This window comes from Streptacidiphilus anmyonensis, assembly GCF_000787855.1.
GTDB classification, from domain to species: Bacteria; Actinomycetota; Actinomycetes; order Streptomycetales; family Streptomycetaceae; genus Streptacidiphilus; species Streptacidiphilus anmyonensis.
Map to the genome: position 1 here is coordinate 1 of NZ_BBPQ01000070.1, position 14,881 is coordinate 14,881.

At 69.4% G+C, this 14,881-nt stretch carries 6 protein-coding genes and 2 pseudogenes; 4 read left to right on the top strand and 4 right to left on the bottom strand.

What is annotated here, in order from left to right:
* The 3 genes and pseudogenes from TR50_RS35140 to TR50_RS35150 form a co-directional block, all read left to right on the top strand.
* Window positions 1-710: pseudogene (locus TR50_RS35140) on the top strand (transposase); the annotation flags it as partial.
* A gap of 463 nt (window positions 711-1,173) precedes the next feature.
* Window positions 1,174-3,459, top strand: a complete 2,286-nt coding sequence (locus TR50_RS35145; RefSeq protein WP_152648806.1) for a ricin-type beta-trefoil lectin domain protein — start codon at window positions 1,174-1,176, stop codon at window positions 3,457-3,459.
* Window positions 3,460-3,576: 117 nt separating this feature from the next.
* Window positions 3,577-4,038: a DUF4279 domain-containing protein gene (locus tag TR50_RS35150; RefSeq protein WP_152648807.1), complete on the top strand. Its 462-nt coding sequence runs from the start codon at window positions 3,577-3,579 to the stop codon at window positions 4,036-4,038.
* 23 nt (window positions 4,039-4,061) lie between these two features.
* On the opposite strand, the pseudogene TR50_RS47690 reads toward TR50_RS35150, so the two are convergent.
* From TR50_RS47690 to TR50_RS35165, 4 genes and pseudogenes are all read right to left on the bottom strand, one after another.
* Window positions 4,062-4,254, bottom strand: a pseudogene (locus TR50_RS47690) (IS630 family transposase); the annotation flags it as partial.
* 237 nt (window positions 4,255-4,491) lie between these two features.
* Entirely contained in the window at window positions 4,492-4,737 is a 246-nt protein-coding gene (locus TR50_RS35155; protein WP_042431831.1) for a chaplin, read from the bottom strand.
* Between the two features lie 232 nt (window positions 4,738-4,969).
* On the bottom strand, window positions 4,970-11,593 hold the full coding sequence (locus TR50_RS35160) for a type I polyketide synthase (RefSeq protein WP_052441699.1): 6,624 nt from the start codon (window positions 11,591-11,593) through the stop codon (window positions 4,970-4,972).
* Window positions 11,590-13,491 carry a fatty acyl-AMP ligase gene (locus TR50_RS35165; RefSeq protein ID WP_084701511.1) on the bottom strand — a complete coding sequence of 634 codons (1,902 nt, stop codon included), beginning with the start codon at window positions 13,489-13,491 and terminating at the stop codon, window positions 11,590-11,592. The genes TR50_RS35160 and TR50_RS35165 overlap by 4 nt, the downstream gene beginning before the upstream one ends.
* A gap of 796 nt (window positions 13,492-14,287) precedes the next feature.
* Between TR50_RS35165 and TR50_RS44900 the strand changes: the two genes are divergently transcribed.
* Window positions 14,288-14,881, top strand: a 594-nt coding sequence (locus TR50_RS44900; protein WP_304941212.1) for a wax ester/triacylglycerol synthase domain-containing protein, incomplete at its 3' end; no start/stop codon positions are given.

The window sequence follows — 14,881 nt, forward strand, 5'->3', positions numbered from 1 at the left end:
GGTCGGTCGACGACCTGGTCAAGGCTCTCGGCGCGGACACCGGGATCTCCAAGAGCGAGGTCTCCCGGATCTGCCAGGACCTGGACGGCCAGCTGGCCGCTCTGCGCCCGACCCCTGGACCACATCCGCTTCCCCTGCATCTATCCGGACGCGACCTCTGGACCGAATTCCCCCGTCACCTGCGCGAACGCGGCCTGACCGGCGTCCGGCTCGTCATCGGCGGCGACCACCTCGGCCTGGTCAAGGCCATCCGGAAGGTCATGCTCGGAGCCGCCTACCCGCGATGCAGGGTCCACTTCCTGCGCAATACGTTCAGCGTGATCAGCAAGGAAGCGGGCGAGTTGGTCGCCGCGGCGATCCGCACGATCTTCGCCCAGTCCTCCGCGGAGGCGGTCCGCACCGCGTTCGCCGGCTTCCCGAAGCGACATTGGAAGAAGATCCAGTCGACGAACCCGCTGGAGCGGATCAACCGCGAGGTCAAGCGCCGCACCGACGTCGTCCAGGTTTTCCCCAACGACGACGCGCTGCTGCGGCTGGTCGCCGCCGTCCTCTTCGAGCTCCACGGCGAATGGATGGACTCCCCCCCGCCGCTACCTGCCAGAGGGCAGCAGGGCAGCATGGACCAGCTCTACCCGGAGCTCCCCGAAAGCGCCCCCGCTACTGAACTTGAAAGCGTGATGTCCGGTCTGGTCATGGTCAGCCGTCCATGATCAGACCGGCGCTCGTGAGGCAGCTATCGATCGGGTGCGGGCGATACTGGATCTTCTTGAGGCGTCGCTTGACGGCCTTGGCCAGGTGGTCGACGTTGACGACCGCGAGGTTGCCGATCGGCGATGAACTCCCTCATCGGTGGCATCAGATGGGCGGAGAGCCTTTCTTGTAGCAGGCCATTCCGGCTATGGAGACCCGACCGGATCCCCCGCCACGGATGTGAACCACCGGGGTTCGGCCCACGCGACCCATCAAGCCGCGGTTGTGTCGCATCGGAGGCCGAGCGGTGCGGGCATTTCCGCTCCGCTCGGCCTCCGGCGCCGGGCAGTTGGTGGCCCCCAATTGCGGCGAGGTCGCCCACGAGGTCCACTGAAGAGGTGACCGCTCGCGCCGGCTCCGGTGGAACGAGCCCGCCCAGTAGAGCCCCTGCTGCACCAGGAACGGTGATGAATGATGACGACGGTGACGCCCCCGACGCATCAGTTCTTCTACATCGCGAGCCAGGCCGAGGAGTTGGAAGGGCTGAAGCACCCTCAGGAGCAGCCCTTCGTGTTCGGCTTCGAAGCCGACGACCCGGGCCCCGGCACCCCGATCATCCTGCGGCCGATGGAAGGCTCCGATGCGCGGAGTCAGCTGTGGTGCATGACCGGTGACGGCCGCCTCATCAGCGGGCTGAACGGGTACGCGATCGCCTGGGACGACTCGCAGAACCGGATCACGACCGCGGTCGCCGGGGACCGCGCCCATCCCCACCAGTTCTGGAGCGTGACCGGTGACGGTCGCATCGCGAACCGGGCGAACGGCGGCGTCCTCACGACGCTGGCACGCACCAACGGCCGCTTCGGCGCCGCGCTCAGCCCGGAAGCGGACGATGCGTGGCGCCTGCAGCACTGGACCCTTCTGGCACCCCCGGTGTCGGGCAGCACGACAGCGCCCTCCTGGGTCTGCTTCCAGAGCGCGCTCCCGGATACCGGCGGTGCCGACTGCCTGATCAGCGTCGACGCGAACAGCACCGACCCCGGCGCGGTGCTGATCATCTGGCCGTACACGCAGCAGACCGCTGCCGCGTCCCAGTTGTGGCAGATCACGCCCGACGGGCGGATCCTCAGCGCCCAGGGCGACAATCTCGTCCTCACCCTGGGCGGCCCGAGCGACGGGGACGGCGGCAACTACGTCACCGTGGACACGCAGCGGGACCCCCTGCCGCTGACCCAGGTGTGGGACCTGAGCACGCCGAACCAGATCCGCAGCGCCTCCTCGGGTGACTTCCTGTGCCCGTCCGGAGGAACTGGAGGTCCGGTCACCCACGACGCCGGGGACCCCGTCGTGGCAGCACCCGGCACTCCGAGCGCGAGCTACACCTGGTACACCACCCCGGCCACGCCGCTGCAGGCGATCCTGCAGCAGACGCCGGAGGACTTCCCCGAATTCACCGACGACAAGGAGACCGCGTACACCTGCATCGAGGGCCGGCTGGGCGTCCCGTCGCTGCGCGCCACGTACGTCGACCTGAGCGCCGACATCGACAGCTACAGCAGCCAGATCGGCTCCTGGAACCAAGCACCGGACGGCATCTCCCAGGGGGACTGGGACGCGGTCCGCAGTCAGCTGCTCACCGAGATCTCGTACGCGGGCAACACCCGCTCTCTGTTCGACTACTACGCGATCTTCCAGAACTCGCTTTTCGGCACCGACAGCGACGCGCTCAACGCCTACATCAAGGCCGCCGGACTGACCGTGGGATCGGACCAGGAGAACGTCGCGGGGATCATCCTGGCCATCCTCGGCGGCGTCGCCTACACCGCGATGAGCGCTCAGTCGGCGACGCCGGGGTGGCCGGTGCTGGGGAACCTGATGGAGACGGGGATCAACATCGGGCTGGCCGCCTCCTCCGGCGGCGGCAGCATCTCTCCCGACCCGTTCCAGGTCACGGTGGTCGACCTCTGGACCGAGCTCGACAACAACTACAAGGGCCTGCTCGGCGCGATGGGCACGATCGAGATCGCGATCCTGCAGGACTGGGGAATGCTGCAGAGCGTCTACCCGCTGACCCTGGACCCCGATCGGCCCGACACGCTGTACTGGGATCCGGAGACGGCGGCCGACCTGATCGCCGCGGCGACGCCCGGCTACGACGTGTCCATGATGCAGATGCTGCTGGCCGCCAAGTACCAGATCTACGTCGCCGAGACCACCGACCCCGACTACTACCCCTCCGACCTCCCGTCGTGGGCGATGTGGCAGTCGGGCGGGTGGACGTACTGGATCGCCGAGATCACCAACGCCGAGGTGTTCCCGGCCGAGCTGACGATGCAGAGCTACGTGTGGGGCTACGGTGTCAGGCCGGAGCAGTTCTTCCGGTCCGGCGGCGGCTGGGCCTTCGCCACGAACAGCCAGGTCTACGACGGCTGGCTCACCTTCACCAACCTGACGCCCGATCTGCTGCGCCTCAGCGGCCCCACGGGCGACAGCTACCTCGGCGCCTACCAGAGCTGCGGGGTCGGCTTGAACTCGGGCAGCTACGGGTTCCAGGTGACGGACCTGAACGGCTCCCAGGGCTCGAACCAGGTCGCGCAGTTCACGGCCGAGGTGCACAGCCCGTTCTTCGGCAGCCCCACGATCTCCGTCACCTCCCCGAGCAGCGGCACCGGCTACCGGCTCACGTCACCTTTGTGCACGCCGACCAACGGCGGCAACTACGGGGGCTATGCGGCGGCCCAGATCGGCCTGGCCATGGTGCCGATGTAGCCTCCGTCCGGGGTACTGACTCTGAACTCGTGATGTCGGTCGCGTCGGCATCCATCCGCGCCTGAGACCTGCGGAAATGGGTTCGCGTCCCGTCGGTCGTCCTGCGATCGTGAGGACGTGCCAGAGGACCTGAGGATGCAGCCGGCCGCGCTGGCCACGAGGTGGTCAGCCGGGTCGATCCGGATCACCAGCCGCACGGTCGCTGCCGGTGAGGTCTCGCGTCGTCTGGGGATCACGCCGGGCCAGCAGTTCGAGCGGGACAGCCTGATGAGTCCCCTCAATCCGACCAGTGCTCGACGGGACACCAGCGTCTGGCTCAGGCGAAGCGGTCTGCCTGATGACACCGGCCTCGTGGACGATGTGCGGGCGCTGGTCGCACTCTTTGATGGGCGTCGCGAGGGGTTGGCGAGCTTGCTGGACGACTGCGACCTGGAGCTGCGTCTCGGCTTCGGCAGCGAGGATGGTCAGGGAGGCTGTGTCCTGCCCGCTCCGCTGCTCTCCGAGCTCGGTGCGCTCGGGCTGGACGTGGTGCTCGACCTCTATCCGCCCGAACCAGCCACGGCCGACGCGTCTGCATGAAGAGCGGGGGCCATCCCGGGCGGTCAGGAGAGTGCGAGCCCGGTTCCGGTGAGACAGCCGTCAACGAGGTCCGGGCGGTACTGGATCTTCTTGAGCCGGCGCTTCACAGCCCGGGTGATCTGGCTGAGGTCGGCTGCGGCCAGGTTGCCGATGTCGCGCTTGACCAACGACCAGACACCCTCCTGCGGGTTGAAGGTCCGGGGCGTAGGTGGGCACGCTCCGGAGCGCCGTTACGGCCGGACTGTCGTCCGGCCGTAACGGGGATGCGATTCAACCGGCCTTCAGGCCGAAGGCGCTGTCGCAGGATCAGGGGCAGGGAACTCCGTGATCGACAGGTGGCGTGGTCTTCTCATGTCCGGCAACCACCTGTTTCCTGCACGGTCGAAACGGAGCCGGCTCCTCCTGCGGCGGTGGTCTGCACCGGCGATCATCCTGCGGGTTCGGACGTCGACTTCAGTCGGCGTTGGCGCAGCTGTTCCCGAATGCCGGGTTCAATGCGCCGTGGTGACTGATGGTGTTGCCACAGAAGTTGATGGGGTGGTCGATCGGGAGCTGGTGCAGGTTGCCGGACAGGAAGCCCGGGGAGTTGACGGCAGCACCCTCGGCCGAACTGTCGGCACTGGCGACGCCAGCGCCGGCAGCCAGCAATCCGGCCGTCATGGCAGTCGCGAGCAAACTGCGCTGCGTCTTCTTCTGCATGAGAAATACCTCCATGTGTTGAATCTGGTGCGCTGGCGCGCATTCCCGGACTTCCACGAGTATTCCGGACGCAGGAACGGCCGATCGGTGACGTTCACCCGGTTGGCGGGAATGCTCGCCTTTTTCCCCAAGAATGCGAACTCTCTACAATCAGGGGAAAAATGAGAGAGGCCGCCGAAAGGCTCGTGGGGCGGTCGTCGTGCGGGCCTGTCTCCGTGCCACCGGGGCTACGTCACCGGGGTCGCAGAGCCTTGGTGAGGTGCTGTGCGATGGTCTGGACGTGGGGTGGGTCGATCACCGAGAGGTGGTCGCCCTCCACCGGGACGATCTCCAGGGACCGGCACAGCGGCTCCCATCCGAGGTCCGTTTCCTGGCGCAGGTACCGCGGGTCCAGGGCGGTGGTGAGCTGCTGGGGCTGTCGTGCGCGGTAGAGCACGAGGTGCCCGTCGTACGGCTCAGGGACGTAGCGCTCGCCGACCCGGGCATCGATGTAGGAGGTTCGCTGGTGCTCCATGATCCCGGGGCTCATGTCGAGACCGGCCTCGGCGACCTGGCGCATGACCAGGTCGATCTGCTGGTCGTCGGGGGTGGCCGCCAGTTCGTCGTAGGGCAGTTCCAGGTGGCGTCCGTAGGTTTTCTCCACGTATTCGGAGAAGCGCGCGAAGCGTTTCATGAGCTGTTGCGGTGATGCCTGTTCGGGTAGTGCGGAGGGCAGGATGGTGTCGATCAGTCCCACGAATCCGGCGGCCTCCCCCGCCTGTCTCAGTTGGCGCGCGACTTCGAAGGCAAGGCATCCGCCGAAGGACCAGCCGAGCAGGTGGTAGGGCCCTTCCGGCTGGATGTCGCGGATGAGGGTGAGGTAGTGGGCCGCTTTGTCTTGCATCGTGGGCAGCGTGTCAACCCGCTCCAGGCCGTACACGGGTTGTTCGGACGGCAGCAGCTGCGTCAAGGGGATGTAGACCGAGGTCGGTCCGCCAGCCGGGTGGAAGGTGAACAGTGCGGGCCGCTTCGAGCCGGGGACGGCGGGGCGAAGGGTGTTGAGGACCGGCTGGCCGGTTCGGTTGACCGTCGGGCGGATCAGGTCGGCGATGGCTGCGACGGTGCCCCGGGAGATGACCGACTGGGCGTTCAGGCTCGGCCGGGCCTGCGGGTTCGTGCGCCGGTGGATGAGTTCCACCAGGGCCTGGGCTGCCAGTTGGTCCCCGCCCGCGTCGGTGAAGTCCTCGTGGACGTCGCGGGGTCGGCGGTGCAGCACCTCGGCCCAGGTGCTCGCCACCAGGCGCTCGGCGGCGTCCCGCGGTCCGAGCGTGTCAGGCAGCGCGGGCGCGGTGTGTTGGGTCTGTTCGGAGGCGACTGCTACCGGCTCCGGTGCTGGGGGTGGGGAGGCGAGGCCGAGAGTGCGCAGCACGGTGTCTGCGAGTTCCCGAAGGCTGGCGCCGCGTAGCAGGAGGGTGGGCGGCAGGTCGACGCCGAAGTCCTGCATGGCGGCATTGCGGATACGCACGGTCATCAGCGAGTCCAGGCCGAGGTCGGTCAACGCGGCGTTCTCGTCGAGGTCGTGGGCGGTGAATCCCATGACGGCCGCCGTCCGTGTGGCCAGACGTGCGTACACCTTGTCCGCGGCGCCTTCCAGGGCCGCGATGCCGGTGGGGCATGCCCAGTCGTCGCGGGCGGATCCGTCCTCACGCACCAGGCCGGCGAAGAAGGGCAGGTCTGCCAGGCCTGGAAAGGCCGCGAGCACTCGGCCGGTGTCCAGGTGCACGACCCCGGTGTGGGCCCGGTCGAGGGTGACCAGGGCTTGCAGGGCGTCCAGGCCCTCGGCCATGGTGAGGGGTTCCAGTACCCCGGCCGCACCTGCGCGCACGTCGCCGATGTTGTCCCACGGCCCCCAGGCGATGGCGGTCGCGGGGAGCCCTTGGGCTCTGCGGCGGTGGGCCATGGAGTCCAGCCAGGCGTTGGCGGCCGCGTAGGCGGCCTGCCCGGGCGAGCCCAGCAGCGCGGCGGCGGAACTGTAGGTCACCCACCAGTCGAGATCGTGCGCCGCGCAGGCCGCCTCCAGGTTCTGGGCCCCGACGACCTTCGGCTGCCAGACGATGTCGATGTCGCCCGGCTCCAGATCGTCGATCATACGGTCGTGCAGGACACCGGCGCAGTGCACGACGCCCCGCAAGAGGTGACCTTCGGCGAGCGCGGCCCGCACCAGGTGCGGCGCGACATCAGGGTCGGCAAGGTCTCCTCTCACGACGTCGACGCGGGTGCCCCGGGCGCGTACTTCGGCCAGCACCTGCTGGGCCTCTGGCCCGGCGGGACGCCGTCCGTTGAGGATGAGACGGCCGGCGCCCTGCTCGGCGAGCCGGCGGGCCGTGGCCAGGCCCAGGCCGGTCAGTCCACCGGTGACGATGTAGGCCCCGTCGGAACGTGCGAGGACGAGCTGGTCGCCGCGTTGCGCGCTGAGGTCGGCGCGGGCGAGGCGGGCGGCCAGGCGTGTGCCGGACCTCCAGGCGACCTCATCAGCATGACCACCGCCGAGGAGTTCTTGGACGAGGTCCTCGACCGCTGCGGGCTGGGTGTCGATATCCACCAGCGAAGCACGCAGGCGGGGGTGCTCCAGGGCCAGGACCCGGACCAGCCCACGCAGGCAGGCCAGGTGCGGTGTTCCGCGCTCTGCCGAGGTTGTCGTCTGCGCCATCACCGTGACCATCCACAGACGCGCAGGGCGCTGGTGCTGGGTTAGGGACAGACAACGTGCCAGGCGGGCTGCTGTGTGCAGCGCTTGGGCACTGCCGTCGCTCTCCTGCTGCGTGGCGAGTGCGACGACGGCGCTGTGGCCGTCCGGTGCGGCGCTCAGCCATGCGGTGAGTGCCGAATCCAGTGAGTCGTCGCACGCTGCGGATACCACGTCCACTTGCTGTGCCCGGAGGGCTTGCGTCAGTGAGGCGACAAGCGCGGCGTCGGCGTCGGTTCCACCGCTCACCAAGAAGACTCGGTCCAGGCCCGTCCGGAGTGTGGCCGGGGACTTCTCCCATCGGATCTCGTAGGTGAACCCTTCGAGGGGGCGGGGAATGTCGCGCCGCTGAATCGAACGCAACTCGACGGCCCGGGCCGCGATCTGCGTCGTGGGTCCGTGTGCGGTGACGTCCCACCGGTCGGCGCCGGGGGTCCCGTCTGTGGGCCCGCAGCAGATGTCGTAGGAGGTGTCGAGCACGCCCTGTGCCGTGATCTGCAAGGACTCGACGGCGATGGGAACTTGCTGGTCGGCGGCTGGTGAGGACGGGTCGCCTGCCGGTGCCGTGCGCGGTTCGGCGGTTTCAGCGGTTTCGGCGGGAGCGTGCAGCACAGCGGTCAGCAGGTCTGCGTAGGACAGGTGTTGGCTCTCGGTGTCGTCCGGGGCGAGGTGCAGCGCTGGTCCTTGCCGCTCAAGGACACCCTCGTCGAGGGCCTCGGGGTTGGGCGTGAGTTGAGCCGAGGCGTAGCAGCGCCAGGCGGCGTCCGTGCCGCGGGCGTGGAGGGTGAGGGCCGCCCGCTGGTCGCACCCCGGTTCCCAGACCACCGTCACCGGGGTGCTGGTGGACAGGGCCAGCCAGTCGTGGATCTTCAGGTCTTCGATCCCCAGACAAGCAAGGCCTGCCCCGGCCCAGACGTCCAAAGCGGCCTCGATCACCAGCTCAGCGACAACGGGAAGGGTGAGCACCGGCGAGTTGTGGACCACGTTCGGGAGCGGATGCCGGCGCGTGCCGATGTCCGCCTGCCACAGGACCGCACCGGTCCTGGGGTCGTCGGTGCGCAACCCCAGGACCCGATGGCCGCCGGCCGCGGGCAGGACCGGGCGGGCGAACCAGAAGCGTTCGTGGCGCCATTGGGGGGTGGGCAATGCCGTGCGCGCACCGTGAGGCCACAACCGCGAGGTGTCCATCGCAACACCCGCGAAGTGCAGCTTCGTCAGCGCGACCCGCAGGTCCACCGCTTCGTCTGCGGCCTTGTGCAGCGTTGGGATGACCATGCACTGCCTGCCCGCGGCGGCCCTGCCCAAGGTCTCGGTGACCGGGACGGAGGCGATGGGGTGGGGTGCGATCTCCAGGAACAGGTCGTGGCCGTCGTCGGCGGCCGCGGTCACCGCCTGCTGCAGGCGCACCGGACGGCGGACGTTAGCACACCAGTAGTCCGCATCCGCCGTGGTAGGGGCGCTGGGGTCGTCCGTGACGGTGCTGAACCAGGGGATCGCAGGTGTGCGTGGGCGCAGTTCGGCAAGGGCGCGGCGCAGCGGTGCCAGGACCGGGTCGACCGCGGCGCAGTGTCCGGCGCCGCCTACCTCCAGCAGTCGGGCCATGTGTCCTTGCTGGGTCAGCTCGTTGACCAGATCGTGTACGGCCTTGGCTGGTCCGGCGACCGTGCATCGTTGCGGCGAGGAGTGGACGGCGATCTCCACGCCGGGAAAGCGGCCCAGGATCGTCTCTCGTGATGCCTCGTCCACCTCGACGGCCGCCATCGCACCGGCGTGTTCGGCGTCGATCTTGGCAAGGTGGGCCGATCGGCAGTTGATGACGCGAAGGCCGTCGCGGGCGTCGAGGGCCCCGGCGACGACGGCGGCGGCGACCTCGCCCATCGAATGGCCGACCACGGCGGCGGGTTCCACGCCGTAGGCCTGGAGGGTCCGTGCCAGGGCGAGTTGAATTCCGAACAGCAGCGGTTGGGTCCGGTCCAGGGCTTCACCGGAATCCGGCCGCGTGAGCATGTCGGTCAGCGAGGTCCCCGTCTGCGCGCGGTAGAGCGGATCGAGTGCGGAGACTTCGGCGGCGAAGAGGGGGTCGTCGGCCAGCAGGCGCCCGCCCATGCCCCGCCACTGCGAGCCGTAGCCGGAGAAGACGAAGACCGGTCGGCGTGCGGTGCTGCCACCGGCCGTGGGCGTTTCGGAGGATGCCGGGACCAGGCCGGGGACCCTCTCGTCGCGGGCCAGTGCGGCCAGTTGCGCCGCCGCCTGCCGGCCGGTGCGTGCGACGACGGCGGCCACCGTCTGCCCGCGGCGGTGATGGGCGAGCGTGTGGGCGATATCGGTGAGCGCGGGAGTGTCGTGGTCGGCCACCAGCCAGGACAGGCTCGCGGCCGCGTCTGGGAGCCTGTCGCGGGATCGGGCGGACACCACCAGGACGTGCGGGGTGGCGGATGCCTGGTCGCGGGCCGCGGGCGCCAGGACGGTTGGGGCCTGTTCGAGGATCGCGTGCGCGTTGGTGCCGCCGAACCCGAAGGCGGACACTCCGGCGCGTGCGGGGCGGTGGTGATGGGCGGGCCACGGGGTCGGTTCGGTGACCACGCGCAGGCCAAGGGCGGTGAAGTCGATGTGGGGATTGGGGTGGTGGAAGTGCACACTGGGCGGGATGCGGCCGTGGTGCAGGGCCAGAGCGGTCTTGATGAGGCCGACGATGCCGGCCGCGCCTTCCAGGTGGCCAAGGTTGCTCTTGACCGATCCGATCAGCAAAGGCCGGTCCGGTGCTCTGCCGTGCCCGGCAACCGCTCCCAGGGCCGTTGCTTCGATGGGGTCGCCCAGAAGGGTTCCTGTTCCGTGTGTCTCGACGTAGTCCAGGTCGGTGTCTTCGATCCGCGCGTCACGCAGGGCCGCGCGCAGCAGCGCTTCCTGGGCAGCCGGATTGGGCGCCATCAGGCCGGCCGACCGGCCGTCCTGGTTGACGGCGCTGCCCCTCAGGACGGCCAGCACGTTGTCGCCGTCGCGCTCCGCGTCGGCCAGGCGCTTGAGCACCACCACCGCGCAGCCTTCGCCGCGGGTGATGCCGTCCGCCGCGGCGTCGAAGGGCTTGCACCGACCGTCGGCCGCGAGCGCGTCGGCCTGTTCGAAGGAGGCGGTGACCGACGGGGACAACAGCACATTGACCCCGGCCGCCAGGGCCGTCTCGCAGTCGTGGCTGCGCAGGCTGCGGCAGGCAAGGTGCACGGCCACCAGTGAGGACGAACAGGCCGTATCGACGGTCATGCTGGGGCCGTGAAGGTCGAGCAGGTAGGACACGCGGTTGGCGGCGATGCTGGCGGCGGCGCCCGCGCTCGTCCATGGGGTCAGGCGTGTGGGATCACAGGTGGTCAGATGCCCGTACTCGGCGGCGCTCAGACCGACGAAGACACCCGTGGAGGTGCCTTTGAGGCTGTGGGCCGGCGTTCCGGCATGGTCGAGCGCTTCGCAGGCGACCTCGAGCAGCAGACGCTGCTGGGGGTCCATCACCTCGGCTTCACGGGGAGTGATGCCGAAGTAGTCCGCATCGAACCCGTCGATGCCGTCCACGAAGGCGCCCCACCGCGTGGTGCGCTCCATCAGGGCGGTGAAGTCGGGCGCCCCACCGCAGAAGTCCCGCCAGCGTTCCTGCGGTACCTGCCCCACCGCGTCGGTTCCCGCCAGGAGCTGCTCGAAGAACGCGTCCGGTCCGTGGATGCCACCGGGCAGGCGGCAGCCGATACCGACGATGGCGACGGCGAGATCGTCCTGCTGGGACTGCGCGGCGTTTCGGCCGGACACGTCCTCGTGCTCGTCCTCGTGCGTCGTGGGCTGATCCATCCCGCCCAGGGCACTGACCAGCTGTCCGATGCTGGGGTGCTCCCACAGCAGGGTGGCGGGCAGCGAGCAGTCCAGGAGCTGCTCCAGGTGGCCGCTGAGCGCGACGGCGCCGCGGGAGGTGAGTCCGTACTCCGCCAGCGGGCGTGCATCGTCGATCTGCTCCGCAGGGACGCCGGTGATGTCCGCGACGAGTTCGTGCAACGTCTCGCGAAGCCCGGCGACGCCCCGCGGCGGACCGTCCGCCGCGGTGGCGTCCAGGCCCCGGCGGTCATCGCGCCGACCTCTCCCCGATCCGGTCATACGGATTTGGCCTCCTTCCGGGCGTGCGCGCCGGAGAACCACGTGCCGTTCAGGTAGTGCTCGCGGGCCGCACTGCGGGCGATCTTGCCGCTGGTGGTGCGGGGGACGGTGCCCGGCCGGGCCAGGACGAAGTCGTGGACGGCCACCGCGTGGCCGGCCGTGACCGCCGCGCGCACGGCCCTGGCGGCCTCCTCCAGGACACCCTGGGGCCCGGCTAGGTCACGGCTGTGCTCGGCGACGACCACCAGGCGTTCTCCGCTGTCCGAGGCCACGGAGAAGGCTGCGGTGTGGTGACGGCGGATCGCCGGATGGGCGCCTTCGACGGTCTGCTCGATGTCCTGCGGATAGTGGTTGAGTCCGTCGATGATCACCAGGTCCTTGATGCGGCCGGTGATGTACAGCTGCGTGTCGTGCCACACTCCCAGGTCCCCGGTCCGCAGCCAGCCCTGCCCGCTGTCGGGGTCGTCGCCGTCAAGGGTGGCGCGAAAGGTGGCCAGGCTGCGGTCCGGTTGCCTCCAGTAGCCGCGTCCGATGTTGGGGCCCCGCAGCCAGATCTCGCCGACGTGGCCGTCTTCCTGACGCACCTGGGTGGCCGGGTCGACGATGGCGATCTCCTGGCCGGTGGGCTGACCGCATGCCACCAGGCAGGTCACCGCCTCTTGGTAGTCAGCCTCGGCCGGGCGGGCGACACCGTTGGCAAGAGCGGTGCGTTCGAAGCGGGTGACGGTCGGTTCCCGTCCCGAGGGCGAGGTGCACACGAACACGGTCGCCTCGGCGAGCCCGTAGGACGGGCGCACGGCCGTCCTGGCCAGGCCGGCTGGGGCGAACGCTGCCTCGAACCGCGCCAGCGTGTGCTCCGCGATGGGCTCACTGCCATTGATCATGGCAGCGACCGAGCCCAGCGACAGTTCCTCGCACTCCTCGTCTGTGACCCGCTGCACGCAGTAGTCGTAGGCGAAGTTGGGGGCGGCAGTCAGCGCTCCGCCGTGCTCGGTGAGCAGTCGCAGCCACCTCACGGGCTGCTGGACGAACGCCAGAGGGTCCATCAGCACCGAGTGGACACGGCCGACGATCGGCAACGCCACGGCCAAGACCAAACCCATGTCGTGGTACAGCGGCAGCCAGCCCACGGTGCAGTTGCGCCCCCCAGCGATGTCGAGGGCCTCCAGCGCCTGCCGCGCGTTGGCGCACACGTTGGCGTGTGTGATCTCCACGCCGGACGGGGTACGGGTGGAGCCCGAGGTGTACTGCAAGTAGGCACAGTCGTCCGGCCGCGGGTGGAAGACCTGACCGCTCGCAGGCGCAGCCGTACGCAGTTCCTCCACCGTGACCACGCGCACCGACAGACCGGCCCGGTCCGCGCAGAACTTCTCCACATCCTGCCGGTGCTCCGGCGTGGTGACGGCCAGTACCGGGTCGGCATCCTTCAAAGCCGCGAGGAGCTTTGCCTCGTGGCCGTGCAGGGACGGGGGGTACAAGGGCACGGCGACGGCACCGGCGCACAGGGCCGCGAGGAAACCGACGACGTACTCCAGGCCCTGCGGCGCCACGATGGCCACGCGCCCGCCGGCCACGGCCGCCTCACGCATCCCTCTCGCAGCAGCACGTACGCGGTTCTCGACCTGGCTCCAGGTCAGGGTGGTGGGCAACCCGGCGTGATGGGTGGCGAAGTCCACGAAGGTGAACGCCGTGGCATGGGGTGTTCGTGCCGCCGCCTCCGCGAGATGGTGGCTGATCGTTTTCGTCACAGATGACAGCACTGAGTCACCGAACCTTTGATCTGGGGGCAAGCGAATAGATTCCCCGGCCGACAGCCCGCCAGGAGGGAAGTGGGCAGGTCGGCACTGCCGTTCCCCACCACATTCCACTTCACGACGATCGGCAGTACAGCCAAACATGCTGCGCTGCCCGGGCTTTCCACCGACACGCCGATGGTGCCGGAATGGGGGGCGAAGGGCGTCGATATCGTGACGGTCGGATGCCTCAATTATCGACGTATGGCCCAACCGGACATCGTGTCGCCCCAATGTATTGAGGCTCCCCCCGGGGGGACGCCGGGGCCCCAGCTTGAGCCCCGCCGGGGAGGGCTTCAGGTGAGCGACGAGCAGTGAACGCACTCCTCCTGTCCTGCCGGGGAAATTTGGTGAGCCGTTCTGTCGACTGGGGATTTTGAATGAGCACCACACCCGGGTGATCGGCCAGCAACGGAATACTGGCACGCAGGAGACACCACCCCTCATGAATGGCTCCTGGGTAATTCCAGAGAGCGCGATCCGCATCGAAAATACAGAACGGAACCTCTGGCCTCAATACCGGCGCCTTAACGATGGCTGCTGGTAGATTGCCGACCAAGTGGTGCCGCTCACCCGTACGTCCCACCCCAAGGCCCAGACCGGAACGGGCAGGGATACGGGGTGTGGTCCGGGCGTCGGCGCCGGCTGATCGCACGCGAGCCGCTCACGGCCCCCGCCGAGGCGACCCGCTGACGGCCGCCCGAGCCAGTGACGGGCCGCCTGGACCGGCGCCGCGGAGCCGCTGCGGCGTGTCACCCCGAACACCGTAGACCGGCCGCTGGATCACCGGCTACGGCACAGGCAGGGGCACGTACCAACGCTCTGACACCCGGCCGAGCAGGTCCCGCCGAAGATCTGCCGACCCGGCAACAGTCCGTATGAGCCTGGACGGAGATGTGAATTGGCAGATGACCGCCTGAGCCGGACCGACGCGGCATTTTGGCACCTGGAATCCCCAGCCGCGCCGATGCACCTGGGCGCGCTGGTCTGCTTCGAGCACCCCGACCCGGCGGCCGCTGAGCCCGGCGACGCACTACCGCACGTACCGCCCACCCCCCAGGCCGCGGCCCGGCTGCTGTGTGAACGCGCAGCGCGGGTGCCGCTCCTGCGGCAGAAAGTCTCCGCCGGCCGCCACCCAGCCGCCGGCCTGCGCTGGGTGCCCGACCCCGCCTTCGACGCCCGCCGACACGTCCACCTCCACCCACCCGACGACGACCACTCCCTGGAGCGGCTCGCGGCCCATCTGATGGCCGCACCCCTCAACCCGACCCTGCCCCCCTGGGAAGTCCACCTCCTCCCCCGCCCGCGGGCAGTGGGCGCCCCAGGCACGGCCGACGGCTTCGCGCTGCTGTTCAAAGTGCACCACGCCGCGGTCGACGGCCTGCGCGCGGTCGAACTCGGAGCACGCCTGCTGGACCAGTACCAACCCCGGCACGCGGACCCCGCCGACGCCGCACCTCCCAGCGCTCGCCCACGTCCGCCCGCTCCCGGCAGC